A 24322-nucleotide genomic window follows, 5' to 3' on the forward strand; every position below is an offset into this window, starting at 1 on the left:
CTACACAGGCGCACAACACAAGCATTCATGGCAAACATCCTCGTGGTCGACGACGAGCTGGGCATTCGGGACCTGCTCTTCGAAATTCTCAATGACGAAGGCCACAACGTGGAACTCGCCGAGAACGCGGCCGAAGCGCGCGCAGCACGGCAGCGCGCGCGCCCGGACCTGGTCCTGCTCGACATCTGGATGCCCGACACCGACGGCGTCACGCTGCTCAAGGAATGGTCCACCGCCGGTCTGCTGAGCATGCCGGTCGTCATGATGAGCGGGCACGCCACCATCGACACCGCGGTCGACGCCACGCGCATCGGCGCCTTTGCCTTCCTCGAAAAACCCATCACCTTGCAGAAGCTGCTGAAAGCGGTCGAGCAGGGACTTGCGCGCGAAAGCGCACGCCGCGCCGCGGCGAGCGTGGTGCCGGCCGCCGCCAACAATCTCTCCGCGGTGGTCACCACGATCGGCGAGAACGCGCTGGTTCCATCGGCGCCGCAAATACCTGCGGTCGACACCGGCCCGCAATCCACGCAGAGCTTCGACCTCGACCGTCCGCTGCGCGACGCGCGCGACGGATTCGAGAAAGCGTACTTCGAATTCCATCTCGCGATGGAGAACGGCTCGATGACGCGCGTGGCCGAGAAGACGGGCCTCGAACGCACCCACCTCTACCGCAAGCTCAAGCAACTTGGCGTCGACCTGTCGAGAGGCCGCCGAGGCACTGTATAATTGCGGGCTGCACACCAAGGCCCGGTACTCAGTTGAGTCACACAAGACCAGCTGATCAGCCGCAAGTCGAGGCGTACATGGCCCGGTAGCTCAGTTGGTAGAGCAGCGGATTGAAAATCCGCGTGTCGGTGGTTCGATTCCGCCCCAGGCCACCACCCCCTCTTCTCGTACGATCCCAAGACAGCTCAAGAGTCCTTGTAAATCGAGGACTTAGCCTGAAAAGGCGGCTCAGGCGGTATCGTCAAATCCCACAGCGTCCCGTTTCTTGCGCAGCGAGAGCCTAAAGCATCAATGTTGTCTTGCGAAGCGCCGACGTGAACGCGCATTGGAGAGCAGTTGACGTCGCTGCGGCTGGCTGAGCGCAGCAGCTAGGGTTCGGACCGTAGAGGGCCGTCGCGATTCCTGGGCCCACTGCCGTCGGTCAGCCATCGAAATTGGCTGGCTCAAAGCGTCATTGCAACGGGCCGGCTACCTGGGAAGGATGCGACACGGATTGCATTGGCGGCGTTAAGCCGCGGATGCGTCTCCTCGCCCCACAGGTGTAGCGCAAGGCCCCGCGCAGCCGAAGAAGTACGAAAGCGTCGCGGTGTCGGTGGCCCGCAACCCGTTTGACGATCCCCAATCGTTGGACGACTCGGCGCTGCGGCCAGCGTTTTCAGTCAGGCGTCTTTGGCCGCGCGTTTGACAGTAGCCAGAAGAGCCCCGGCACCCATGAAGGTGAGACCTGATAGTCGGTTGAAGAGCTTGGCTCGCCCTTTGACCCGCAACCATGGCGCAACACGCGAGGCAAACGTGGCGTAGAACATGAGCCAGAACAGCTCGAAGCACACGAATGTGCCCCCGAGAAGCAGGAACTGCGGAAGCTGAGGCGCGGCCGGATCGATGAACTGAGGGAAGAACGCCGTGAAGAACAGCAATGCCTTCGGATTGCTCGCGCCGACCAGCAAACCCTTGACGTAGAGCGCCAGGCGGCTTGCTCGGCTAGCGACCTGGGACGGAAGGTCAAAACTCGATGTCGTGGACCGCAGCGTGCCGATGCCGATGTAGAGGAGGTAGCCGACGCCAAACCACTTGATCGCGTGGAACAGCGTCTCGGACGCGGCAAGCGCCGCGCCTACGCCGACGGCAGAGCACGTCATGATGCCGACCACCGCTGTGACGCTGCCGATGGCCGAAAAGAATGTGCGTCGCGCACCATGGTTGACTGCGTTGGTGACGCACATCAGGACGCTGGGGCCGGGCGTTACGGTCAGAACAAAGACAGCTGCGACATACAGCAACCATGTTTGGAGGGACATGCAGATTCCTAGCGAATGAAGAGGACTTCTCCGTCCCGAACTGGCCGCGATGCGGCAACCGGCATCGAAGTGCCGCGATGCGACGTGCGAATTCTCGCCTCCTAAGACCGAACCGGGAAATTTCAGCGGGCTGCTGTTGCAGATCTACCGCGCGGCGCAGGAGCTGGCCAAGGCTGCGAGGTCTACTCGGCCGCGACATAGTCCGGGTACTGACGGCAGATCTCGTCCACCGCGCTGAGCGTGCCCGACAGGTGCTTGCGTAACGCGGCCTGGGCGGCGGTCGGGTCCTTCGCTTCGATGCCGCGCACGATGGCGCGGTGGTCGCGCAGGATCGCCTCGGTCTTGCCGGCAGTGGGCAAGTGCAGGAGGCGCAGCCGGTCCACGTGGCCCGAGACGCGGCCCACCAGCTCCCACAGGTCGGGCACGCCGCCGGCTTCGTACATCAGGCGATGGAAGGCGCGGTCGGCGCCGACGAAGTCGCCGTAGCGCTGTGCCGCCGACAGCGCTGCCTGCCGGGCGATGGTGGCCTTCATCTGCTCGACCAGCCCCGCGGGCGCGTCCAGCGCGAGCTGGTGTACCAACTCCAGCTCGATGGAGCGGCGCAGGAAATGCGCCTGGCGCGCCGCCGCGATGTCGATGCGGCTGACCAGCGTGGCGTGCTGCGGGAACACGTCCACCAGTCCTTCTTCGCTGAGGCGCAGCAGCGCCTCGCGCACCGGCGTCTGGCTCACGCCGAAGTGGTCGGCCAGTTCCTGCCGCGCCAGCACGGTGCCGGGTGCCAGTTCCAGAGAGAGGATGGCGTCGCGCAGTTGCTCCAGCACCTGGGGCGCGGCCAGGCGGGTGCGGTCGAGTCGGATCTTGGGGAGGGCACTCATCGGGGTCGGATTGTGGCATTGACGTACTAATATATTAATGTTTTAATCCCGTCGACGCGACCTGCGGTCCAAGAGACAACCCCCAATGAAACGCCCCTACGAATCGCTGCGCAGCGCCCGCTGGTTCGCGCCCGACGACTTCCGCTCCTTCGGCCACCGCTCGCGCGTGCTGCAGATGGGCTACAGCTATGCCGACTGGATGGGCAAGCCGGTGATCGCCATCGTCAACACCTGGAGCGATGCCAACCAGTGCCACGCGCATTTCAAGCAGCGGGTGGAGGACGTCAAGCGCGGCATTCTGCAGGCGGGCGGCTTCCCGCTGGAACTGCCGGCCATCTCGCTGTCGGAAAGCATGGTCAAGCCCACCACCATGCTCTACCGCAACTTCCTGGCGATGGAAACCGAAGAGCTGCTGCGCAGCCACCCGGTCGACGGCGCGGTGCTGATGGGCGGCTGCGACAAGACCACGCCCGGCCTCACGATGGGGGCCCTCAGCATGGGCATCCCCTTCATCTACCTGCCGGCCGGGCCCATGCTGCGCGGCAACTGGAAGGGCAAGGTGTTGGGCTCGGGCTCCGACGCCTTCAAGTACTGGGACGAGCGCCGCGCCGGCCGGCTCGGCGAGCAGGCCTGGGCCGAGATGGAAGCCGGCATCGCCCGCAGCCATGGCACCTGCATGACCATGGGCACGGCCGCCACCATGATGGGCATCGCCGAGGCGGTGGGCCTGAGCCTGCCGGGCGCCTCCAGCATTCCCGCGGCCGACGCCAACCACATCCGCATGAGCGCCGACTGCGGCCGCCGCATCGTCGAGATGGTGTGGGAAGACCTCACGCCCGCGAAGATGCTCACGCGCGCCAGCTTCGAGAACGGCATCGCCTGCGCGATGGCCATGGGCTGCAGCACCAACGCCATCGTGCACCTGATCGCGATGTCGCGCCGCGCCGGCCATGCGGTGAGCCTGGATGACTTCGATGCCTTCAGCCGCCGCGTGCCCGTCATCGCCAACATCCGGCCCAGCGGCGACGCCTACCTGATGGAGGACTTCTTCTACGCCGGCGGCCTGCCCGCGATGCTGGAGCGCATCCGCGGCCACCTGCACACCGAGGCGCTCACCGTCAACGGCCGCACCCTCGGCGAGAACATCGAAGGCGCCGAGGTCTATGACGACGATGTCATCCGTCCGCTCGCCAACCCCATCTATGCGGAAGGCGCACTCGCCGTGCTGCGCGGCAACCTGGCGCCCGACGGTGTGGTGATCAAGCCCAGCGCCTGCGCGCCGCACCTCCTGCAGCACAGCGGCCGCGCGCTGGTGTTCGACGACTACCCGGCGCTCAAGAAGGCGGTGGAGGACCCCGAACTCGACGTGACGGGCGACGACATCCTGGTGCTGCGCAACGCCGGCCCGCGCGGTGCCGGCATGCCGGAGTGGGGCATGCTGCCGATCCCGACCAAGCTGCTCAAGCAGGGCGTCAAGGACATGCTGCGCTTGTCCGATGCGCGCATGAGCGGCACCAGCTACGGCGGCTGCCTGCTGCACTGCTCGCCCGAGGCGGCCATCGGCGGCCCGCTGGCGCTGGTGAAGACCGGCGACCGCATCAGCGTGGACGTGCCGGCGCGGCGCATCCACCTTGAGGTCAGCGACGAGGAACTCGCGCTCCGCAAGGCCGGATGGACGCCGCCGCCGCCGCGCTACGAGCGCGGCTACGGCTGGATGTTCGGCCGCCACATCAAGCAGGCCAATGAAGGCTGCGACTTCGACTTCCTGGAAACCGGCTTCGGCAAGCCGGTGCCCGAGCCCGACATCTTCTGATCAGCCTTTAAACCCCACCTTCTTTCGAGAACGGAGACCCTACGTGAATCCCGCCACCCGCGAGCAGCTCATGAAGGTGAGCACCGCCACCCTGTGCACGGCCCTGTTCAAACGCGGCCTGCGCAACCAATTCATCCAGGACGTGCGACCGCTCAACCCGGCCTTGCCCAACATGGTGGGCGAGGCCTTCACGCTGCGCTACATGCCGGCGCGCGAAGACCTGAACCCGATCAGCGTCTTCCTCGACCGCAACCATCCGCAGCGCCAGGCGGTGGAGCAATGTCCCGAAGGCGCCGTGCTGGTGATCGACAGCCGCAAGGACGCGCGCGCCGCCTCGGCCGGCGGCATCCTGGTCACGCGGCTGATGAAGCGCGGCACCGCCGGCGTGGTGACCGACGGCGGCTTCCGCGACAGCCCCGACATTGCGAAGCTCGGCTTCCCGGCCTACCACTGCCGCCCCAGCGCGCCGACCAACCTCACGGTGCACCAGGCCATCGACATCAACGTGCCCATCGGCTGCGGCGACGCGCCGGTGTTTCCCGGTGACGTGATCGTGGGCGATGCCGAAGGCGTGATCGTCATCCCGGCCCACCTGGCCGACGAGATCGCCGCCGAAGCGATCGAGATGACGGCCTTCGAAGACTTCGTGCAGGAAAAGGTGCTCGAAGGCCGCTCCATCCTCGGCCTGTACCCGCCCACCGACGAACAGAGCCGCGCCGACTTCGCAGCCTGGCGCCAGGCCAAAGGCCGCTGAGGTCTTTTCCTTTTTTCACCCCCGAGGAGACAAACCATGCGCTTCACCCGCCGCGCCGCCGCGCTGCTTCTGGCCGCGCTCGCCCCTGTGGCCGCCTGGGCCCAGGCACCCGAATGGCCGGGCGCCAAGCCCATCGTCTACGTCGTGCCCTTCACGGCCGGCGGCTCCACCGACATCGTCGGCCGCACGCTGGCCCAGAAGCTGAGCGAAAGCCTCAAGCAATCGGTGGTGGTCGAGAACAAGCCCGGCCAGGCCGGCGGCATCGGTGCTGCCTACGTGGCCAAGGCCGCGCCCGACGGCTACACCCTCTTCGGCGGCACCATCAGCACGCATGCCATCAACGCCAGCCTCTACAAGAAGCTGCCCTACGACCCGATGAAGGACTTCGAGCCGGTCTCGCTGGTCGCGCGCCTGCCCAACGTGCTGATCGTCAACAGCCAGCTCGGCGTGAACTCGGTGGCCGAACTGGTGGCGCTCTTGAAAAAGGACGAGAGCAAGCGCAGCTTCGCGTCATCCGGCGCCGGCACCTCCACCCACCTGGCCGGCGAGATGTTCGCCGACCTGATCGGCGTGAAGCTCACCCATGTGCCGTATAAGGGCACGCCGCCGGCCATGACCGACGTGGCCGCGGGGCTGGTGCCCTTCATGTTCGATCAGGTGACGGCGGCGCTGCCGCTGGTCAAGAGCGGCAAGCTCAAGCTGCTGGCCGTGACCACCGGCAAGCGCATCGCGCTCGCGCCCGAGCTGCCGACCATGATCGAATCGGGCATTCCCGGCTTCGAGATGTCGTCGTGGCAGGCGGTGTACGCGCCCAAGGGCACACCCAAACCGATCGTGCAGCGCCTCAACGCCGAGATCGTCAAGGCGCTCAAGCAGCCCGACGTGCAGGCCAAGCTCTCGGACCAACTGGCGATGGAAATCGTGGGCAGCACGCCCGAAGAACTGCGCGAGCACATGGCCCGCGAGATCCCGCGCTGGGCCGAACTGGTGAAGAAGTCCGGCGCGACGGCGGACTGATCCGAATCAACCGCGATCAGTGATCGTGGTGCAGGTAGGCCGCCTGCCGCGGCAGCCGCCAGCTCACGAAGAAGGCGATCGCCATCATCGCTGTCACGTACCAGAAGAAGCTCGATTCGTGGCCCAGCGACTTGAGGCCCAGGGCCACGTATTCGGCCGAGCCGCCGAAGATCGCGTTGGCCACCGCGTAGGCCAGGCCGACTCCGAGGGCGCGCACTTCGGGCGGGAACATCTCGGCCTTCACGATGCCGCTGATCGATGTGTAGAAGCTCACGATCGCCAGCGCCACGATGATCAGCACAAAGGCGAGCCCCGGGCTCGTCACGCTTTGCAGCGCAGTGAGGATCGGCACGGTGGCCAGCGCGCCGAGTCCACCGAACAGCAGCATGTTGTTGCGCCGGCCGATGCGGTCCGACAGCGCGCCGAAGACCGGCTGCATGCACATGTAGACGAAGAGGGCGCAGGTCATCACGTAGCTGGTGGTCTTGATCGGCAGGCCGACCGTGTTGACCAGGTACTTCTGCATGTAGGTGGTGAAGGTGTAGAAGATCAGCGAGCCGCCCGCGGTGAAGCCCAGCACCGTGAAGAAGGCCGCCTTGTGGTGGCGGAACAGGCCCGCGAGCGTGCCGGCCTCCTTGTTGCTGCGGCTCTCGGTGCTCGAAGTCTCGTGCAACTGCCGGCGCAGCTGCATCGCGACCACGGCGGTGATGGCGCCGATCACGAAGGGAATACGCCAGCCCCAGGCCTTGAGTTCGGCCTCGCTCAGCAGCTGTTCGAGAACCACGATCACCAGCACCGCGAGCAGCTGGCCGCCGATCAGCGTGACGTACTGGAAGGACGAGAAGAAGCCGCGCTGGCCGCGCAGCGCCACCTCGCTCATGTAGGTGGCGGTGGTGCCGTACTCGCCGCCGACCGAAAGTCCCTGAAACAGACGCGCGACCAGCAGCAGCGCTGGCGCCCAGGCGCCGATGCTGTCATAGGTCGGCAGACAGGCGATCGCCAGCGAGCCCGCGCACATCATCGTGACGGAGATCACCATCGAGGTCTTGCGACCCTTGCGGTCCGCGATGCGGCCGAACAGCCAGCCGCCGATCGGCCGCATCAGGAAGCCGGCCGCGAAAACGCCCGCGGTGTTGAGCAGTTGCGCGGTGGGGTCGGATTTCGGGAAGAACGATGCCGCGAAGTAGATCGACGAGAACGCGTAGACGTAGAAGTCGAACCACTCGACCAGATTGCCTGAAGAGGCCCCGACGATGGCGAAGATGCGGTGGCGCTTTTCTTCGGCGGTGTAGTGCTGCGGCACCGTGGCGTCCGCGGCGATGCCCGAAACGGGCGTGACTGCGCTCATGCGAGCCTCCGTGTCTTGGTGTGTTGTACGGGAGAACCCTCATGCTAAGGCCGCCGGCCACCCGGCATCGGCCAGACGCCGCGATGTCCCTAGAAATCGACCAGGCTCAGGCCGATGCTCAGCACGGTGCGCTTGCGGTTGTAGTCGACCAGCGTGTCGCCATAGCCGTGAAACAGCTGCGTGTGGAAGCGCAGGTTGCTCCTGCTCGAGTTGCCGAGGTCCTTGAGCCATTCGAGCCGCATCGAACCGCGCCCGCTCTCGCGCAGGTTGTTGCGCACCGTCAGCCCGAGCGTGTTGTAGGGGTTCAGATTCCAGCGGCCCGTGAGCTCGGCGCGGCCGATGTAGTTGGAGATGTCGGGGTTGTCGTCCTTCGCAGCATCCTCATGCAGGCGCTGCCACACGCGGCCGGTGAGGGTGAAGCGGTCGTCCAGCTCCATGCCGCCCATCAGGTAGACGCGGTTCCAGCTGCGCGAATAAGGCAGGCTCTGGCCGTTCGACTGGTGCACCAGGCCGAGGCCCGCATAGCGCCAGCGCCAGCCGCCCGCCAGCTGCACGTCGGTGGGATAGACATACATCAGTTCCGGCTCGTGGTCGGTGGTGCGGAAGGGCCGCGAGATCGCGCCGTTGAAGAGCTGCCAGGTGGACTGCTGGCTGTAGCCGAACCACAGCGAATCCTTCTTGACCGGATCGTTCAGCGTCAGCATGCCCTGGATCAGCTTGGTGCGCACCGAAAGCCCGATGCGCATCTCGTTGGCCTGGTAGGCGATGTCGCTGCCGTTGTGGCCGGCAGAGGGCGAGGTCGGCGTCTGCGGCTTGTCCTTGGCCGCCGAGGCGGACACGTTGAGCGGCCGGTAGGCGCGGAAGCTGAAGGTGCCGCAGTCGGTGCCATTCTCGAGTTCCCAGAAACGCGAGAGCGCGGAGTACTGGCGGTCGCGGCAGCCTTCTTCGGTGGCGACGGAGACCACGCGCGTGGCGGGCACGGCGGCGTCCACCGGCGCGGGCGGCTGCGTGTTGGCGAGCACGGGCGGCGCCGCCGGTACCGAGGCCGCGGGCAAGGTCTGCTGCTGGGCCCAGCGGTCGAAGCAGGCCAGCCGCGCCTCCTTACTGTCGGCGAGGCGCTGGCACTGCTGCCAGGTCAGCTGCGCTTCGGCCAGCGGGCTCTGCGGTCTCTCTGCAGGTTGCGCGTGCGCGCCTGCGATGCCGAGGCCGGCAAAGAGCGCCGCGAAAGTGGTGGTGCGTGTGTTCATCATTGCCAACTGCCCGTCTTGGTTAGTACAAAAGGACGTGTGCTGTCGTCGGCGGCGTTTCGCCAGGTTCCTTTGAACTCCTTGCCGCAGGATCCGGCCTGCAGCTCGCCGAGCCAGACGCCGCTGATCGCGCGGCCGTCCATCGATTCGTCGATGTTGAGTTGGCCCTCGTCGTCGATGTCGCCCGCGAGCTGCGCGACCGAGCGGCTTGCCGCGCCGCCGTCACGCGTGATGGTGCCGCGCACGCCGGCGTATTCAGGATGCTTGGCGAGTTGCAGCCGCGCGATGCCCGGCACGCCTTCGAAGCGTGCCTCCCATTGGCCATAGAGCGCCTCGACCGGCAGGTCGCGGCCGCTGGCGGGGCATGCCGGCTGGGCTCCGGCGCTGCCGGCGGCAATGCACAAAGCAGTGAGCAGCGCGTGGCACTTCATGGGGCTGCCGCGGCGGCCGCCGCTGCGGCAGCGTTGTCCTGGACCTTGCGCGCGAATTCGGCGCGCAGTGCCTTGAGTTTCTCGCGCGGGTCTTCCTTGATGGTCTTCTTGTCGAGCGCCATCTCGGCGATGAAGCGGCTCGGCTGCGCCGGCACCATCTCGCGGCCCTGCTTGCGTCGCTTGGTCCAGCTCACCGCCAGGCTGCGCTGCGCGCGCGTGATGCCCACGTACATCAGGCGGCGCTCTTCCTGCAGGCGCTGCAGCGTGTCCTCGCTGACCTTCTCCTGCCGGCCGCCGTCGTCGTCGAGCTTGAAGGGCAAGAGCCCCTCGGTCACGCCGATCAGCATCACGTGCGGCCATTCGAGGCCCTTGGCCGCATGCAGCGTGGAGAGCGTGACCACGTTCTGGTCCTTCTCCCGTTCGCTGATGGTGGAGAGCAGCGAGATGGTCTGCGCGACTTCGAGCAGGCTCTTGCGTTCGCTCTCGACCGTCGCTCCGGAGGCATCGTCGATCTGCCCGCCGCAGCGCTGCGACATCCAGTCGCAGAACTCGAGCACATTGGTCCAGCGGCTGGCCGCGGCCTGTTCGCTGTCCTCGCCGTCGTAGAGGTGCTTCTCGTAGTCGATCTCTTTCAGCCAGTCGGCCAGGAAGCTGCGCGCGTCCTCGGCGCCCATGGTGCGGCGCGCGCGGTATTCGAGGTCGTTGATGTAGCGGCCGAACTCGTGCAGGCCTTCCTGCGCGCGCTTCGGCATCACGCTCGGCAGCGAGGGCGAGAACAGGGCCTCGAACAGGCTCAGCTTGTACTGGCTCGCGAAGGTGCCCAGGCTGGCCAGCGTGGTGTGGCCGATGCCGCGCTTGGGCGTGGTCACGGCGCGCAGGAAGGCCGGGTCGTCGTCGTTGTTGACCCAGAGCCGGAACCAGCCGCACAGGTCCTTGATCTCGGCGCGGTCGAAGAAGCTCTGGCCGCCCGAAACCTTGTAGGGGATCTGCGCTTTGCGCAAGGCCTGCTCGAACACCCGGGCCTGGTGGTTGGCGCGGTAGAGGATCGCGAAATCGCGGAACTCCTTGTACTGCTGGCCTTGCGTGGTGGCGTCGCCGCCGCGCAGGCTCTGGATGCGCGCCACCGTGCGTTCGGCCTCGTGCGCCTCGCTGTCGGCATCGACCACGCGCACCGGCTCGCCCTCGCCGAGTTCGCTGAACAGCGTCTTCGGAAAGAGCTTGGGGTTCGGTCCGATCACGTTGTTGGCCGCGCGCAGGATCGCGCTGGTGCTGCGGTAGTTCTGCTCGAGCTTGATGACCTTGAGATTCGGGTAGTCGATCGGCAGCTTCTTCAGGTTGTCGAGCGTCGCGCCGCGCCAGCCGTAGATCGACTGGTCGTCGTCGCCCACCGCTGTGAAGCGCCCGCGCTCTCCTACAAGCGCCTTCAGCACCTCGTACTGCGTGGCGTTGGTGTCCTGGTATTCGTCGACCAGCACGTGGCCGAGCGCGGCCTGCCACTTGGCGCGCACCTCGTCATGCTGCTGCAGAAGCTTGAGCGGCATGCCGATGAGGTCATCGAAATCCACGCTCTGGTAGGCAGCGAGCCGCTCTTCGTAGCGCCCCATGATGCGCGCCGTGATGCGCTCGTTGTCGTCGGCAGCCTGGGCCTCGGCCTGGGCGGCATTGAGCCCCATGTTCTTCCACTTGCTGATGGTCCACTGCCAGATGCGCGCGGTCGCGGCGTCGGTGGTGCCGCCGGCGTCCTTCAGGATCTTCGTCACGTCGTCGCTGTCGAGGATGCTGAAGGCCGGCTTCAGGCCCAGCACGGCGCCGTCTTCGCGCATCATGCGCACGCCCAGCGCGTGGAAGGTGCACACCACCACATGCTTCGCGTCGCGTCCGATCAGCCCCTTGGCGCGCTCGCGCATCTCGGCTGCTGCCTTGTTGGTGAAGGTGATGGCCGCGATGCGCTTGGGCTCCAGCCCCGCCTGGATCAGGCGCGCGATCTTGTGCGTGATGACGCGCGTCTTGCCCGAACCCGCACCCGCGAGCACGAGGCAGGGACCGTGCATGTAGTTGACGGCTTCTTGTTGCGCGAGGTTGAGACCGGAGGACATGAGGCGAGGGGAAGGGGGCGCAAAGCGGGCAATGATACGGGGCGCCGTCGGACGACCTCAGATGTATGGCGGTGTTAAACCCGTTCGCATTTGTGATCGGCGCCGCCGCATGTAGAAAACAAGACATCCGCTCACCATCGCCTTCTGGTCCGCGCTCGCCACGGTGGCGGCAACGCTGGTCGTGCTGAACTTCCTGCCCGGCGAAAAGAAGATCGAGCAGCACATCGAGCGCGAGTACAGCCTGCACGATGCGCAATTCCGCCGTGCGATGGGCGTCCTGCTCGGGCCGCCGGTCACGGAGGGCAACCGGTTCGAGGCGCTGATCAACGGCGACCGGATCTTGCCGCCGATGCTCGCGGCCATCCGCGGCGCGAAGAAGAGCGTCACCTTCGAGACCTAGATCTACTGGTCCGGCGACATCGGCCGCGCCTTTGCCGATGCGCTGTCGGAACGCGCCCGCGCCGGCATCAAGGTGCATGTGCTGCTCGACTGGGTAGGCAGCCAGAAGATCGAGGAGAAGCTTCTGCAATCGATGGAAAAAGCAGGCGTGGAGATCCGCGGGTTCCACAAGCCGAGCTGGTACGACATCGCGCGTTTCAACAACCGCACGCACCGCAAGCTGCTGGTGGTCGACGGCGTGGTGGGCTTCACCGGCGGCGTGGGCATCGCGCCCGAGTGGACCGGCAACGCGCAGGACCCCGACCATTGGCGCGACTCGCGCTACAAGGTGGGACGCGCAGACCGTGCGCCGCGCGTCGCGCGCCGGATGGGGTCCGCTGCTCGAAGCCGGCGTGCAGATGAGCGAATACCAGCCGACCATGTACCACTGCAAGGTGATGGTGGTCGACGACCTGTTGGTGTCTGTCGGCTCGACCAACTTCGACAACCGTTCCTTGCGCCTCAACGACGAGGCCAACCTCAATATCTACGACGAGGCCTTCGCCCGGGCGCAGGTGGCGGTGTTCGAGGACGATCTCGCGAAGAGCAAGGCGGTGAGCTTCGCCCAGTGGCAGGACCGGCCATGGCGCGAGAAGTTGATGGAGCACCTGGCCGCGCTGCTGGGGCCGCAGCTCTGAGTACCGCGGCAACGACAATCGCCCGCGTGCTGCAGATCCTCTTCGTCACCATCCCCTTCTTCGCCTTGATCGCGGCCGGCTACGCAGCGGCTCGCACCGGTGCGCTGCCGCTCGCGGCAATTCCGGGGCTCAATGCCTTCGTGCTCTATTTCGCGCTGCCGTGCATGCTGTTTCGCTTCGGCGCTGCAGCGCCGATCGCGCAGCTGCTCGATGCCGGCGTGGCGCTGGTGTGGGGGGCGAGCGCGTTGATCGTGGTTGCAGCCACGGTGGCCCTGGCGCGCAGGCAGCGCATCGGTTGGAACGATGCGGCCTTCGGTGCGCTGGTGGCTGCGTTTCCGAACACGGGCTTCATGGGCGTGCCACTGCTGGTCGCGATCCTCGGCACGCAGGCGGCGTCTCCGATGATCATCACGATCGCTTTCGATCTGGTCGTGACCTCTTCGCTGTGCATCGCGCTGTCGCGCCTGGCCGGCGCCGACGAGCACGGTGCGGCCAAGGCAGCCCGACAGGCCTTGCGCGGCATCGTGCAGAACCCGATGCCATGGGCCATCGTGCTCGGCGGGCTGGCATCGGCCACGCGCCTTGGGCTCCCGGCGCCGGTCGAACGCACGATCGCGATGCTGGCCGATGCCGCCTCGCCGGTGGCGCTGTTCACCATCGGCGCGGTGCTGGCGCGCTCGTCGCTGCTGGCGCGCAAGCACCGGGCGAGCGCGCTCGTCGCCGCCGCGATGGGCAGCGCCTCGCAGCCGCTGCGAAAGGCGCCGCTTGCCGACGTGCTCTGCGTCGCGGCGATCAAGCTGCTGCTGCATCCCTTGCTGGTCTATGGCCTCGCGCGAGGCGCGATCGCGCTGGGCCTGCCGCTCGGCCAACCGGCGCTGATGGCGATCGTTCTGGTGGCCGCGCTGCCGAGCGCAAGCAACGTGTCGATGCTGGCCGAGCGCTTCGGCGCCGACAACGGGCGCATTGCGCGCGTCATTCTGTGGACCACCGTGGCAGCCTTCTTCAGCTTTCCCCTGGCGGTGAGATGGATGGCTAGTCGGGGCTAACTTCGGAAGCCCATTGCCGTCGGCAATCTCTGTTTCAGAATATTTCCTACAAGACGCCGTCACTCCTCGGTGGATAGTGTGAACTATTGCTTTTGACTAATGCTTAGGTTTGCATTCGCGCTGCTAAAGTGGCGCCAGATACCGGGGGAACGGCATGACGACTTTGACGCGCTGGGTGCTTTGGGTAGCGTGGCTCGCTACCGTCAGTTGGCTTTGGCTCGTGGGTGCGCTGGGCATCGGTAGTGCGCTCGCGACGGGCGCAGCGAGCCTTTTGCTGTTCGCATGGCCGGGTCATTCGCACCGGCGGCGCCGGTCGGAACTGCGCTATATCGAGATGGGCAAGCAGCCCGTGGGCCTGCCCTGAGCCGCACTCAGATGCTGTGCGGGTCCACGTCGACCAGCCAGCGGATCACGCCCTTGCCCTCGGGCTGCCGTCGCAGTTCGTGCAACAGCGGCTGCCAGGCCGCCAGCAGGCGCTGAAGCGCCGCGCGCGACGCGCTTTCGACCAGCATCTGCGCCCGCTCCACATTCGCCACGCGCTGGATCGCCAGCGGCACGGCCGGGTAGCGGGTCACGCGCTCGGCCCCTTCCAGCGCATCGGCCGCCTCGCTGGCGGCATTCAGAAAAGCCTGTGCCGCCTCCTGCGTACGGGCGTCGGCCCGCAGCAACGCCTGGAAGGCGTAGGGCGGCATGCCGGCAGCGGCGCGCTCTTCGAGTTCGCGCTGGGCGAAAGCCGGGTAGTCATGCCGGCGCAGCGCCGCGAACAGCGCATGCTGCGGATGGTGGGTCTGGATCCACATCTCGGCGGTCGCGCCCTGCGCTGAAAGATAGGCGGCGTCGCGTCCCGCGCGTCCCGCCGACTGCATCAGCAGGCTGAACAGCCGTTCCGGCGCGCGGAAATCACTCGAGAAGAGCGCGCCGTCGGGATTGACCGCGGCCACCAGCGTGATGCGCCGGAAGTCGTGGCCCTTGGCGATCATTTGCGTGCCCACCAGCACGTCGACCTCGCCCGCATGCACGGCGGCGAGCTGCGATTCGAGCGCGCCTTGGCGGCGCGTACTGTCGGCGTCGATGCGCGCGATGCGCACCGCGCTGCCATCGGGCCGCTTCACGCTCGCGAACAGCTCGCCCAGGTGCTCCTCGAGACGTTCCGTGCCGCGGCCCACCGGCGCGATGTCGGGGTTGCCGCAGGCCGGGCAGGCGCGCGGCACGCGCTCGGTGAAGCCGCAGTGGTGGCAGCGCAGCGTGCGGTCGATCTTGTGGAACACGCGGTAGGCGCTGCAGTGCGGGCATTCGCTCTTCCAGCCGCAGTCGCCGCAGGCCAGCACCGGCGCATAGCCGCGCCGATTGAGGAACACCATGCTTTGCTCGCCGCGCGCGATGCGCTGGCCGATGGCATCGAGCAGCGCGGCCGAAAGCACGGTCCTGGGCGGCTGCAGGTTCATGTCGACCAGCCGAACGGCGGGCAGCGCCACGGCGCCGATGCGCGAGGGCATCGCCAGCCGCAGATAGCGCCCGCCGGCATCCTCGCCCGCGGCCGGCCGGCTCTGGTGCCAGCTTTCGAGCGAGGGCGTGGCCGAGCCGAGCATCACCTTCGCGCCTTCGCGCTGGCCGCGCCACACCGCCAGGTCGCGCGCCGAGTAGCGCGCGCCTTCCTGCTGCTTGTAGCTGGGGTCGTGCTCCTCGTCGACCACGATCAACTTCAGCGCCGGCATCGACGCGAACACTGCCATGCGCGTGCCGAGCACGATGCGCGCTGCGCCGTTGTGCGCCGCGAGCCAGCTGGCCAGGCGCTGCGGATTCGTCATGCCGCTGTGCAACGAGACCACGGTGCCGTCGCCGAAGCGCTCCTTGAAGCGTGCTTCGAGCTGCGGCGTGAGGTTGATCTCGGGCACCATCACCAGCGCTTGCGCGGAGGGCTCGCGCGCCAGCAGCGCCGCCACGGCCTGCAGGTAGATCTCGGTCTTGCCGCTGCCGGTGCTGCCGAACAGCAGGAAGGGGCCGGTCTCGGCATCGAAGCGGGCCAGTGCGTCGGCTTGCTCGGCAGACAGTGCCAGGCCGTCGGGCGCCGTGCCGGCGGCAGGGGAGTGCGCCGGCACGGCTTGGCGCTTGAGCCGCCGCGCCAGCTGCACCGCGCTCAGGTCGCGCAGCTGGGGCGGCAGCGCGGCCAGCGCAATCTCGCCGAGCGAGCGCTGGTAGTAGCGGGCGGCAAAGGCCACCAGGTCGCGCCAGGCATCGTTCAGCGGCGGCAACCCATCGAGCACGGCGGCGACGGGCTTGAGTTCCATGGCGGGCGCCGCGCCGTCCTCGAGCGCATGGACCGCCCATGCCACGCCCAGCACCTCGCGACGACCCAGCGGCACCCGCAGCAAGGACCCGATGGCCGGCGTTTCGGCGCTGGCGTAGCTCAGTACATCCCCTAATGCGCTGTGCGCAGGAGTCTGGACCGCGACGTCGATGCGCCAGTTCAAGGCGTGGTCCTGTTACGGCCGTTGGTTAAAGCAAGTTGTAGCAATGCGGCTTAAGTCGTTGATTTGCCTGCGCTTTGGAAGCCATCCAGAGTTTGTGTGGATAACTTTGTTGATATCCGGGCCCGACTCGCCGCCAGCCCTTGAAAATCAAGGCTCCGGCTGGAATGCCCGCAAAAAAAGCAAAGTTCAAAGTCCATATAAATCAATGACTTAGCGACGCTATCGCTTTAGGAGCAGGGATTTGCGGTCCAAAGATATTTTTGCGCAGCGCAGCAAGTGTTTTGTGCATAAGTCAGTCGGTCCTCACCCTTTCGACTTGACAAATGCGAATCGGTCGTTCTTAGGTACTTACAACCTATAACAGTCGCTTCAGACACGCAGCGCGCGCGATTGCGCATGCACCGCAGCGACCAGCGCCGCAACGTGATCGGGTGGCGTGAACTGGCTGATGCCGTGGCCCAGGTTGAAGATGTGGGTCGGCCCGGTCGAAGCGCGATCGGTGTGCGGCCGTCCGAAGCTCTGCAGCACCTTCGCCACCTCGGCCTCGATCTGCGCGGGCGCGGCGAACAGCACGTTGGGATCGATGTTGCCCTGCAGCGCCTTGGCCCCTGCACCTTCGCCCACGAGTGCGCGTGCGTGGCCGAGGTTGACGGTCCAGTCCAGGCCCAGCACCTCGCAGTCGAGCGCGCGCATGTCTTCGAGCCAGAGTCCGCCGCCCTTGGTGAAGACGATGCGCGGCACCGGCAGGCCGTCGGCACCTTCGCGCTTCAGCTGCGCGAGCACGCGCGCGGTGTAGGCCAGGCTGAAATCCTGGAAGGCGCCGTCGGCCAGCACGCCGCCCCAGCTGTCGAACACCATCACGGCCTGCGCGCCGGCGTCGATCTGCGCGTTGAGATACGCGGCCACGGCATCGGCATTCACCGCGAGCAGGCGGTGCATGAGATCGGGGCGGCTGTAGAGCAGGGTCTTGACCTGCCGATAGTCGCTCGATCCTGCCCCCTCGACCATGTAGCAGGCCAGCGTCCAGGGGCTGCCCGAGAAGCCGATCAGCGGCACCCGGCCATCGAGTGCGCGGCGGATCGATGCGACCGCGTCGAACACGTAGCGCAGCTTGGCCATGTCGGGCACTGCGAGCGCGCCGATCGCGGCTTCGTCGCGCACCGGCCGTGCGAAACGCGGCCCTTCGCCGGCCTCGAAGGAGAGGCCCAGGCCCATCGCATCGGGCACCGTGAGGATGTCGGAGAACAGGATCGCGGCATCGAGCGGATAGCGCTCGAGCGGCTGCAGCGTGACCTCGGTGGCGTAGTCCACGTTGGTGGCCAAGCCCATGAAGCTGCCGGCGCGGGCCCGCGTCGCCACGTATTCGGGCAGGTAGCGCCCGGCCTGGCGCATCAGCCAGACGGGGGTGTGATCGGTGGCCTGGCGCCAGCAGGCGCGCAGGAAAGTGTCGTTCTGAAGTGGCGCGAAAGGCATCCTGCGATTGTCGCAGGGCAGGCTCATTCGGCGGCGCGCCCGGCCTGCCCCAATGCCTGTGCGAGGAAGTCGACGAAGGCGCGCACGCGCGTCGACAGCTGGTAGCGCTGTGGATAGACCGCGTAGATATCGGCCCCGGGCGTGCGGTACTGGGGCAGCACCTGCACCAGGCGGCCGCTGCGCAGGTAGCGGTTGATGTCCCATTCCGCGCGCATCACGATGCCATGCCCGTCGAGCGCCCACCTGACCGCGATCTCGCCGTCGTTGGTCGTGAGGCTGCCGCGCGTCTTGATGGCCTCGGTGCGCTGGCGCGCGCCGCGGCCGGTGCTCAGGCGCCACAGGCCGTAGGCCTCGTCGCCCTGCCGGATGCCGATGCAGTTGTGACGCATCAGGTCGCGCGGCACTTTCGGCTGGCCGCAGCGCGCCAGGTAGGCGGGCGAGGCGCAGAGCAGGCGCTGGTTGGCCGCGATGCGCCGCGCGATGACGCGTGCGTCCGGCGGCTCGCCGAAGCGGATGCAGACGTCGAAGGCATCGTCGCTGAAGGGCGGCGGATTCACCGACAGCTGCAGCTGCACGTCGACCTCCGGATGGCTGCGCACGAAGCGCGAGATCACCGGCGCCACATGCGTGCGCCCGAAGCCCAGGGTCGCGTTCACGCGCAGCAGGCCCTTGGGGCTGCCTTTCGACTGGCTCAGCAGTTCGTCCAGGTCGGCGATCTCGTCGAGGATGCTGCGTGCGCGTTCGAGCAGCACCTCGCCCTCGGGCGTGAGGCTCATGCGGCGCGTGGTGCGGTTGACCAGCGTCACGCCCAGGCGGCCTTCCATCTGCGCCAGCCGCTTGCTGACGGCGGCCGTGCTGATCCCCAGGTCGCGGCCGGCAGCGCTCAGGCTGGGGGCGCTCGCCAGCGCCGAGAAGAAGCCGAGCTCGGCCGGTTGGATGCCGCTGGTCATGGGTATCGATTGTTGAACGCAGGTTAACGATGGCTTGAATCCAGGCCCGCATCGTAGAGCTGTCCGGCTCCTACAGTCAGCCCATCTTTTCAACAGGGGCTGACTCATGAAGACATACCGCATCGCCACCATTCCCGGCGACGGCATCGGCAAGGAAGTGATCCCGGCCGGCCGTCAGGTGATGGAAGCGCTGGCCGCCGCCTCGGGCGGCCAGCTGAACTTCGAGTTCGAGGATTTCGGCTGGGGCGGCGACTGGTTCCGCCAGCACGGCGTGATGATGCCGGACGACGGCTTGGCCGCACTGCGCGACAAGGACGCCATCCTGTTCGGCTCTGCCGGCGACCCGCACATCCCCGACCACGTCACGCTGTGGGGCCTGCGCCTGAAGATCTGCCAGGGCTTCGACCAGTACGCCAACGTGCGGCCGACGCGCATCCTGCCGGGCATCGACGGGCCGCTCAAGCGCTGCACGCCCGAGCAGTTGAACTGGGTGATCGTGCGCGAGAACTCCGAGGGCGAGTACGCCGGCGTCGGCGGCCGCGTGCACCAGGGCCATCCGATCGAGGCCGCGACCGACGTCAGCATGATGACCCGCGCCGGCGTCGAGCGCATCATGCGTTTCGCCTTCCGGCTCGCCCAATCGCGCCCGCGCAAGCTGCTGACCGTGGTCACCAAGTCGAACGCGCAGCGCCATGCGATGGTGATGTGGGACGAGATCGCGGTGCAGATCGCGAAGGAGTTTCCCGATGTCACCTGGGACAAGGAACTGGTCGACGCCGCCACCGCGCGCATGGTCAACCGCCCCGCCACGCTCGACACCATCGTCGCTACCAACCTGCATGCCGACATCCTGAGCGACCTGGCGGCCGCGCTGGCCGGCAGCCTGGGCATCGCGCCCACCGGCAACATCGATCCCGAGCGCCGCTACCCCTCGATGTTCGAGCCGATCCACGGCTCCGCCTTCGACATCATGGGCAAGGGCCTGGCCAATCCGGTCGGCACCTTCTGGTCGGTCGTGATGCTGCTCGAACACCTGGGCGAGGCCGCGACCGCCGCGCGCCTGATGGAGGCGGTGGAGCATGTGACCGCCAACCCTGCGCTCCATACCCGCGATCTCGGCGGCAGCGCGACGACCGACGACGTGACCCGCGCCGTCTGCGGCCACATCGCCGCCGCGCAGGCGCAGCGCCGCGCGGCCTGAGAGAGCGCCGCCGAACACAACGACATGGAGACAGCATGAACTTCCTCTTCGAGCCCCGCCGCCGTCGCTTCGTGCAAGCCGGCGCCCTCGCATTCGGCCTGGCCTCCACGCTGGGGTCCACGCAGGCTTTTGCGCAGCAGCCCTGGCCCGCCAAGCCCATCAGTCTGATCGTGCCCTTCCCCTCGGGCGGCACCACCGACGTGCTGGCCCGCGCGCTGGCCGACCGACTCTCGCAAAGCCTCGGCCAGCCCGTGGTGGTCGAGAGCAAGCCCGGCGCCGGTGCGACGCTGGGCGCCGACTTCGTGGCCAAGGCCAAGCCCGACGGCTACACGCTGCTGATGGGCGCGGTGCACCACACCATCGCGACCAGCGTCTACAAGAAGCTGCCCTACGATTTCCAGAAAGACCTGGCGCCCATCACCGTCGTGGCCATGGTGCCCAACGTGCTGGTGGTCAACGCCGCCAACACGCCGGCCAAAAACGTCGCCGAACTGGTGGCGCTCGCCAAGTCCGCGAAGGACAAGCTGGCCTACGGCTCCAACGGCAACGGCACCGCGCAGCACCTGATCGGCACGCAGTTCCAGGCCAGCACCGGCGCCGAACTGCTGCACGTGCCCTACAAGGGCAGCGGCCCGCTCACCACCGACCTGCTCGGCGGCCAGGTGGCGATGTCCTTCGACACCATCACGCCGGTGCTGCAGCACATCAAGAGCGGCAAGCTGCGCGCGCTGGCCGTGACCACGGCGAAGCGCTCGTCGGTGCTGCCGGAGGTGCCCACCCTCGAGGAGGCCGGACTCAAGGGCTTCGACATCGGCACCTGGTTCGGCGTGCTGGCGCCGGCGGCCACGCCGAAGGAGGTGGTGGCGCGCCTCAACGCGGAGATGGTGAAGATCATCCAGTCGCCGGACTTCGCCGAGCGCATGCAGGCCATCGGCGCGGAGCCGCTGGGCGGCAGCTCGCAGGAAATGGCAGGCCGGATCCGCGAGGAGACGGCGAAGTTCGCGAAGCTGGTGAAAGAAGGAAAGGTCGCGATCGATTAGGGCCTGAGCAGGCCCTTAGCGCCAGGGCGTTGCGCCCCTGGTGAGCCGCGAATGCTCGACCATGATGCAGCGGTCCTGCACCACTTCCAGCCCGGCCGAGCGACCCTTGGCCGCTGCTGCCTGATTGATGATGCCGAGCTGCATCCAGAGCGCCGGTGCGCCGATGGCGATGGCTTCGCCCATCACCGGCGGCACGTCTTCGGCCTGGCGAAACACGTTCACCAGGTCGATCTTCTCGTGCTTCGCGGCCTCTCTCAGCGTCGGATAGGCCTTCTCGCCGAAGACCTCGCGGGTGTTCGGGTTGACCGGCACGATCCGGAAGCCGCGCGCCTTCATGTATTGCGAGACGCCGTAGCTGGTGCGATGCGGGCTCGGCGAGAGGCCGACGACGGCGATGGTGCGCGTGCGCGCGAGCAGCGCTCCGATGTCGGTGGGTGGGGTTGCGTCTTTCATCGCGCCATTTTGCGGCGCGGCGCGCAACCGTACCGTGCTCAGGCCTTGTACTTGATCGAGCAGCCGTAGGGCTTGGTGGCCGCCGCGCTGATCGGCTTGCCGCCGACGGCTTCGCCGAGCGCCTGGTTCACGTAGTTGGTGGCGCTCTTGATGTCCTCGGCGCGCGCCGACGCAATGCTGTCGATGCCGCCCGCGTACACCAGCACGCCCTTGGGATCGATGATGAAGAGATGCGGCGTGGTGCGCGCGGCGTAGGCGCGGCCGATCACGCCGTCTTCGTCCATCAGCACGGCCGTGGGCGCGGCCGACTGCTCCTTCATCCAGGCATCGAGTGCGGCCGGTTTCAGGTAGTCGCTGGCGGCGCGCTCGGTCGAGTTGACCGATAGCCAGACCACGCCCTTGTCGGTGGCCGCCTTCTGGGTGGCAGGCATGTTGCCGCTGCCGTAGTGCTTGCGCACGAACGGGCAGCCCGGATTGGTCCATTCGAGCACCACGAACTTGCCGGCGAAATCCGACAGCCGGTGCTGCTTGCCGCTGGTGTCGACGGCGACGAAATCGGGCGCCTTCTGGCCCACGGCCGGCGCGGCCATGGCGTGGGTGCCCATGAGGAAAGTGGCGCCGAGCGCCACCGCGGCGGCCACCACGGCGCGGCGCGAGGCCCGGCTCAGGGCCGCGCGGGCATTGCGCGCGGCACGGTAGGAACGCGAGTCGGAGGATGACGATGAAGGCATGGTCAGCTTGAACTCCCAATCAATATATTCAACAACCGCCACAGCTTAGAGCGGTTTTCTCACCTGCTTGTGACAACCCGTAGAGACTCGGGGTCAAAGCGTCGCCAAGGCCGAGCGTACCTCTTCTTTGCTAAGGATTTCGGTCAGCACCACGGGCGCCTTGCCCGGCGCCTGCAGCACGTAGACCGGCACGCCGCTGCGCCCCAGCGCGGTCAGCGCGGCGGTGATCGCCGGATCGCGGCGCGTCCAGTCGGCGCGCAGCATGGCGACCTGCCTGGCATCGAACTCGGCCAGGAGCGCCGCATCGGCCAACGTGCTGCGCTTGTTGTACTGGCAGGTCACGCACCAGGCGGCCGTGAAGTCGATGAACACCGGCCGACCGGCGGCCGCGAGTTCGCTCACGCGCGTCGCAGACCAGGGCTGCCAGCGGTCGCCGGTCGCGGCCACGGCCGGCGCCGCGCTGCGCATCACGTTGCCGCCGATGGCGCCCGCCAGCACCGCGGTGGCCGCGATCAGCAGGCTGGCCACCACGATGCGCGTGCGCCCGCGCAGCGTGAACGCCCAGACGATCGCCGCCAGGCACACCAGGAGGCCGAGCAGCGCGCCCGCGCCGTCGATACCGCTTTGCTGGCCCAGCACCCAGACCAGCCAGGCGACCGTGGCGAACATCGGAAAAGCGAGCAGCCGGCGCAGCGTGTTCATCCACGGTCCGGGTCGCGGCAGCAAGCGCGCCACCGCCGGCACGAAGCCCGCCGCCAGGTAGGGCAGGGCGAGGCCGAAGCCGAGCACCGCGAACATCAGCAGGGCCTGCGTGGCCGGCAGCCCGATCGCGAAGCCCAGCGAGGCGCCCATGAAAGGCGCCGAGCAAGGCGAGGCGATCACCACCGCGAGCACGCCCGACAGGAAGTCGTTGACCACCGGGTGCCGGGCCTGGGCGCCGCACAGCGAAGCCGGCGCCAGCATGCGGAACTCGTAGACGCCCGCGAGGTTGAGCCCGATCAGCGTGAAAAGCGCGGCCAGCACGGCCACCACCGCCGGCGACTGGAGTTGGAAGCCCCAGCCCAGTTCGGCGCCGGCCGCGCGCAGCGCGAGCATCGCGCCGCCCAGCGCCAGGAAGGACAGCATCACGCCGGCCGTGTAGGCGACGGCGGCCATCCGGTGGCCGCTGTGGTCTTCGGCCTGGCGCGTGAAGCCCAGCACCTTGATCGCGAGCACCGGGAACACGCAAGGCATCAGGTTGAGCAGCAGGCCGCCGAGCAGCGCGCCCAGCAGCGCGGCGACAAAGCTGCCTGCCGGTTGCGGCAGGGGCGCCGCGGTGTTGGCTTCGAGCGCGGCCTGCAAAGCCGGCGAGACCTCCGCCCGCGGGGCCGTGGCCGGCCAGGTGCCGGCAACCGGCGCTTCGGCGCGCCAGGCAATGGGCTGGCCGGCTTGCCGATCGGCCTCGGCCAGGGCGACCACCACCGGCATCGTCGTCGGGCTGGCGCTGCGCTGATCGGAGAGCGGCACGGTGGCGGTCCAGGCGTCGCCCTGCCAAGCCTGCGTCCAGTCCTTGCCCTGCACGGCCGCCGTGTGGATCACCTCGCCGGTCTCGGGGAAGAACTCCAGGGTCTTGCCGCGCGCCGCCGCCGGCAGGCCTTCGAGGCGGACCTGCAGCTTGTCGCCCTCGATGGCGATCGTGCCCGGCTTCGCGAGCGCGGCCGGCTGGGCGGCCAGAGCGGCGTCGAAGGCGCTCTTGTGCAGTGCGGTCGAGCCCTGCAGCGGCAGCTTGAGCAGGAACTCGCCGTCTTCTGGAATGCATTCCTTGCGGCAAACCAGCCAGGAGGCCTTGAGTTTGATGTCGAGCCCGTTGGCGCCGGCGAGGCTTGCGGTGGGCTTGAAGTCGGACGCCACGGTCAGTGGCACCGGCAGCAGCACCGTGCCTTCGTAGCCGTAGTTGGCCAGGGTGCCGATCGGGATCTTCTTCGGCACCGGCCACGCGATGTCGCCGTTGGAGATGCCGGCCGGCAGCGACCAGGCGAGCGCGGTCGGCAGGCCGGAGTCGCCGGCGTTCTTCCAGTAGGTGTGCCACTCGGGCTGGTGCGTGATCTGCAGGCCGACCCAGACCGGCGCGCCGGCGACGACGCCCTGCGGCGCATGGGCGATCAGTTCCGCCCGCACATGGGGCGTGGTGACGACGGGTCCGACCTTGGAAGCCAGCTGGCCCGCAGCCGGCAGGCAGGCCGCGAGAGTGGCGGCCAGGAAGGCCGCAAGACGAAGGGAGGGGAGAAATGCCATGC

20 protein-coding genes, 1 tRNA gene and 1 pseudogene are annotated in these 24322 nt (G+C 67.6%); 10 read left to right on the forward strand and 12 right to left on the reverse strand.

Annotated elements, in window-relative coordinates:
* Window positions 1-27: 27 nt before the first annotated feature.
* Both ACSQ86_RS04160 and ACSQ86_RS04165 read left to right on the forward strand, forming a co-directional pair.
* Window positions 28-726: a response regulator gene (locus ACSQ86_RS04160; protein ID WP_436302783.1), complete on the forward strand. Its 699-nt coding sequence runs from the start codon at window positions 28-30 to the stop codon at window positions 724-726.
* Between the two features lie 79 nt (window positions 727-805).
* A tRNA-Phe gene (locus ACSQ86_RS04165) sits at window positions 806-881 on the forward strand.
* Window positions 882-1385: 504 nt separating this feature from the next.
* Here the strand turns inward: ACSQ86_RS04165 and ACSQ86_RS04170 are convergent.
* Window positions 1386-2024, reverse strand: a complete 639-nt coding sequence (locus tag ACSQ86_RS04170) for a LysE family translocator (RefSeq protein WP_436302785.1) — start codon at window positions 2022-2024, stop codon at window positions 1386-1388.
* Between the two features lie 182 nt (window positions 2025-2206).
* Complete coding sequence (locus tag ACSQ86_RS04175) at window positions 2207-2899, reverse strand: GntR family transcriptional regulator (RefSeq protein ID WP_436302786.1); 693 nt, start codon at window positions 2897-2899, stop codon at window positions 2207-2209.
* Window positions 2900-2984: 85 nt separating this feature from the next.
* On the opposite strand from ACSQ86_RS04175, the gene araD reads away from it, so the two are divergent.
* From araD to ACSQ86_RS04190, 3 genes are read left to right on the forward strand one after another with little or no spacing between them, the layout of a single operon-like run.
* Complete coding sequence (gene araD / locus ACSQ86_RS04180; RefSeq protein WP_436302787.1) at window positions 2985-4712, forward strand: L-arabinonate dehydratase; 1728 nt, start codon at window positions 2985-2987, stop codon at window positions 4710-4712.
* 43 nt (window positions 4713-4755) lie between these two features.
* Window positions 4756-5466, forward strand: coding sequence for a ribonuclease activity regulator RraA (locus tag ACSQ86_RS04185; protein WP_436302788.1), 711 nt, complete (start codon window positions 4756-4758; stop codon window positions 5464-5466).
* Window positions 5467-5502: 36 nt separating this feature from the next.
* Window positions 5503-6483 (forward strand): Bug family tripartite tricarboxylate transporter substrate binding protein, encoded by a 981-nt coding sequence (locus tag ACSQ86_RS04190; protein ID WP_436295422.1) that lies wholly within the window; start codon window positions 5503-5505, stop codon window positions 6481-6483.
* Window positions 6484-6499: 16 nt separating this feature from the next.
* On the opposite strand, the gene ACSQ86_RS04195 is transcribed toward ACSQ86_RS04190, so the two are convergent.
* The 4 genes from ACSQ86_RS04195 to ACSQ86_RS04210 all read right to left on the reverse strand — a co-directional run bounded on the left by ACSQ86_RS04195 (window position 6500) and on the right by ACSQ86_RS04210 (window position 11605).
* Entirely contained in the window at window positions 6500-7831 is a 1332-nt protein-coding gene (locus tag ACSQ86_RS04195) for an MFS family transporter (protein WP_436302789.1), read from the reverse strand.
* Between the two features lie 89 nt (window positions 7832-7920).
* Window positions 7921-9078 carry a phospholipase A gene (locus ACSQ86_RS04200; RefSeq protein ID WP_436295424.1) on the reverse strand — a complete coding sequence of 386 codons (1158 nt, stop codon included), beginning with the start codon at window positions 9076-9078 and terminating at the stop codon, window positions 7921-7923.
* On the reverse strand, window positions 9078-9509 hold the full coding sequence (locus ACSQ86_RS04205; protein WP_436302790.1) for a hypothetical protein: 432 nt from the start codon (window positions 9507-9509) through the stop codon (window positions 9078-9080). Before ACSQ86_RS04205 ends, ACSQ86_RS04200 begins: the two co-directional genes overlap by 1 nt.
* Window positions 9506-11605 carry an ATP-dependent helicase gene (locus ACSQ86_RS04210; protein WP_093111321.1) on the reverse strand — a complete coding sequence of 700 codons (2100 nt, stop codon included), beginning with the start codon at window positions 11603-11605 and terminating at the stop codon, window positions 9506-9508. Before ACSQ86_RS04210 ends, ACSQ86_RS04205 begins: the two co-directional genes overlap by 4 nt.
* A 136-nt stretch (window positions 11606-11741) precedes the next feature.
* Between ACSQ86_RS04210 and ACSQ86_RS04215 the strand changes: the two are divergent.
* From ACSQ86_RS04215 to ACSQ86_RS04225, 3 genes and pseudogenes are all read left to right on the forward strand, one after another.
* A pseudogene (locus ACSQ86_RS04215) lies at window positions 11742-12681 on the forward strand (phospholipase D-like domain-containing protein).
* A 26-nt stretch (window positions 12682-12707) separates the two neighbouring features.
* Window positions 12708-13727, forward strand: a complete 1020-nt coding sequence (locus ACSQ86_RS04220) for an AEC family transporter (protein WP_436302791.1) — start codon at window positions 12708-12710, stop codon at window positions 13725-13727.
* A 154-nt stretch (window positions 13728-13881) separates the two neighbouring features.
* A complete protein-coding gene (locus tag ACSQ86_RS04225) occupies window positions 13882-14091 on the forward strand; it encodes a hypothetical protein (protein WP_093111325.1) in 210 nt (69 codons plus the stop codon).
* Window positions 14092-14098: 7 nt separating this feature from the next.
* On the opposite strand, the gene ACSQ86_RS04230 is transcribed toward ACSQ86_RS04225, so the two are convergent.
* From ACSQ86_RS04230 to ACSQ86_RS04240, 3 genes are all read right to left on the reverse strand, one after another.
* Window positions 14099-16198 carry a primosomal protein N' gene (locus ACSQ86_RS04230; RefSeq protein ID WP_436302792.1) on the reverse strand — a complete coding sequence of 700 codons (2100 nt, stop codon included), beginning with the start codon at window positions 16196-16198 and terminating at the stop codon, window positions 14099-14101.
* 369 nt (window positions 16199-16567) lie between these two features.
* Window positions 16568-17671 (reverse strand): uroporphyrinogen decarboxylase, encoded by a 1104-nt coding sequence (hemE, locus tag ACSQ86_RS04235; protein WP_436295427.1) that lies wholly within the window; start codon window positions 17669-17671, stop codon window positions 16568-16570.
* A gap of 23 nt (window positions 17672-17694) precedes the next feature.
* On the reverse strand, window positions 17695-18621 hold the full coding sequence (locus ACSQ86_RS04240) for a LysR family transcriptional regulator (protein WP_436295428.1): 927 nt from the start codon (window positions 18619-18621) through the stop codon (window positions 17695-17697).
* A gap of 106 nt (window positions 18622-18727) precedes the next feature.
* Here ACSQ86_RS04240 and ACSQ86_RS04245 point away from each other — a divergent pair, with 106 nt between their 5' ends.
* Both ACSQ86_RS04245 and ACSQ86_RS04250 read left to right on the forward strand, forming a co-directional pair.
* Window positions 18728-19822: a tartrate dehydrogenase gene (locus tag ACSQ86_RS04245; RefSeq protein ID WP_436302794.1), complete on the forward strand. Its 1095-nt coding sequence runs from the start codon at window positions 18728-18730 to the stop codon at window positions 19820-19822.
* A 35-nt stretch (window positions 19823-19857) separates the two neighbouring features.
* Window positions 19858-20862: a Bug family tripartite tricarboxylate transporter substrate binding protein gene (locus tag ACSQ86_RS04250; protein ID WP_093111335.1), complete on the forward strand. Its 1005-nt coding sequence runs from the start codon at window positions 19858-19860 to the stop codon at window positions 20860-20862.
* Between the two features lie 15 nt (window positions 20863-20877).
* Here the strand turns inward: ACSQ86_RS04250 and ACSQ86_RS04255 are convergent, their stop codons facing one another.
* The 3 genes from ACSQ86_RS04255 to ACSQ86_RS04265 form a co-directional block, all read right to left on the reverse strand.
* Window positions 20878-21315, reverse strand: a complete 438-nt coding sequence (locus ACSQ86_RS04255; RefSeq protein WP_436302795.1) for a CoA-binding protein — start codon at window positions 21313-21315, stop codon at window positions 20878-20880.
* Between the two features lie 38 nt (window positions 21316-21353).
* Window positions 21354-22046 (reverse strand): redoxin domain-containing protein, encoded by a 693-nt coding sequence (locus tag ACSQ86_RS04260; protein ID WP_436302796.1) that lies wholly within the window; start codon window positions 22044-22046, stop codon window positions 21354-21356.
* 93 nt (window positions 22047-22139) lie between these two features.
* The gene (locus ACSQ86_RS04265; protein ID WP_436308529.1) at window positions 22140-24320 is read right to left on the reverse strand and encodes a protein-disulfide reductase DsbD family protein; all 2181 of its coding nucleotides are present in this window, start codon (window positions 24318-24320) and stop codon (window positions 22140-22142) included.
* Window positions 24321-24322 lie beyond the last annotated feature (2 nt).

It is taken from the genome of Variovorax sp. LjRoot130 (assembly GCF_964253755.1).
Classification (GTDB): domain Bacteria; phylum Pseudomonadota; class Gammaproteobacteria; order Burkholderiales; family Burkholderiaceae_C; genus Variovorax.

Coding starts and splice junctions, on each gene's coding strand:
- ACSQ86_RS04210 (WP_093111321.1), bottom strand. CDS start 11,605: ATGTCCTCCGGTCTCAACCTCGCGCAACAAGAAGCCGTCAACTACATG.
- araD (WP_436302787.1), top strand. CDS start 2,985: ATGAAACGCCCCTACGAATCGCTGCGCAGCGCCCGCTGGTTCGCGCCC.
- ACSQ86_RS04175 (WP_436302786.1), bottom strand. CDS start 2,899: ATGAGTGCCCTCCCCAAGATCCGACTCGACCGCACCCGCCTGGCCGCG.
- ACSQ86_RS04250 (WP_093111335.1), top strand. CDS start 19,858: ATGAACTTCCTCTTCGAGCCCCGCCGCCGTCGCTTCGTGCAAGCCGGC.
- ACSQ86_RS04205 (WP_436302790.1), bottom strand. CDS start 9,509: ATGAAGTGCCACGCGCTGCTCACTGCTTTGTGCATTGCCGCCGGCAGC.
- ACSQ86_RS04265 (WP_436308529.1), bottom strand. CDS start 24,320: ATGGCATTTCTCCCCTCCCTTCGTCTTGCGGCCTTCCTGGCCGCCACT.
- ACSQ86_RS04195 (WP_436302789.1), bottom strand. CDS start 7,831: ATGAGCGCAGTCACGCCCGTTTCGGGCATCGCCGCGGACGCCACGGTG.
- hemE (WP_436295427.1), bottom strand. CDS start 17,671: ATGCCTTTCGCGCCACTTCAGAACGACACTTTCCTGCGCGCCTGCTGG.
- ACSQ86_RS04190 (WP_436295422.1), top strand. CDS start 5,503: ATGCGCTTCACCCGCCGCGCCGCCGCGCTGCTTCTGGCCGCGCTCGCC.
- ACSQ86_RS04245 (WP_436302794.1), top strand. CDS start 18,728: ATGAAGACATACCGCATCGCCACCATTCCCGGCGACGGCATCGGCAAG.
- ACSQ86_RS04170 (WP_436302785.1), bottom strand. CDS start 2,024: ATGTCCCTCCAAACATGGTTGCTGTATGTCGCAGCTGTCTTTGTTCTG.
- ACSQ86_RS04200 (WP_436295424.1), bottom strand. CDS start 9,078: ATGAACACACGCACCACCACTTTCGCGGCGCTCTTTGCCGGCCTCGGC.
- ACSQ86_RS04160 (WP_436302783.1), top strand. CDS start 28: ATGGCAAACATCCTCGTGGTCGACGACGAGCTGGGCATTCGGGACCTG.
- ACSQ86_RS04255 (WP_436302795.1), bottom strand. CDS start 21,315: ATGAAAGACGCAACCCCACCCACCGACATCGGAGCGCTGCTCGCGCGC.
- ACSQ86_RS04260 (WP_436302796.1), bottom strand. CDS start 22,046: ATGCCTTCATCGTCATCCTCCGACTCGCGTTCCTACCGTGCCGCGCGC.
- ACSQ86_RS04240 (WP_436295428.1), bottom strand. CDS start 18,621: ATGACCAGCGGCATCCAACCGGCCGAGCTCGGCTTCTTCTCGGCGCTG.
- ACSQ86_RS04225 (WP_093111325.1), top strand. CDS start 13,882: ATGACGACTTTGACGCGCTGGGTGCTTTGGGTAGCGTGGCTCGCTACC.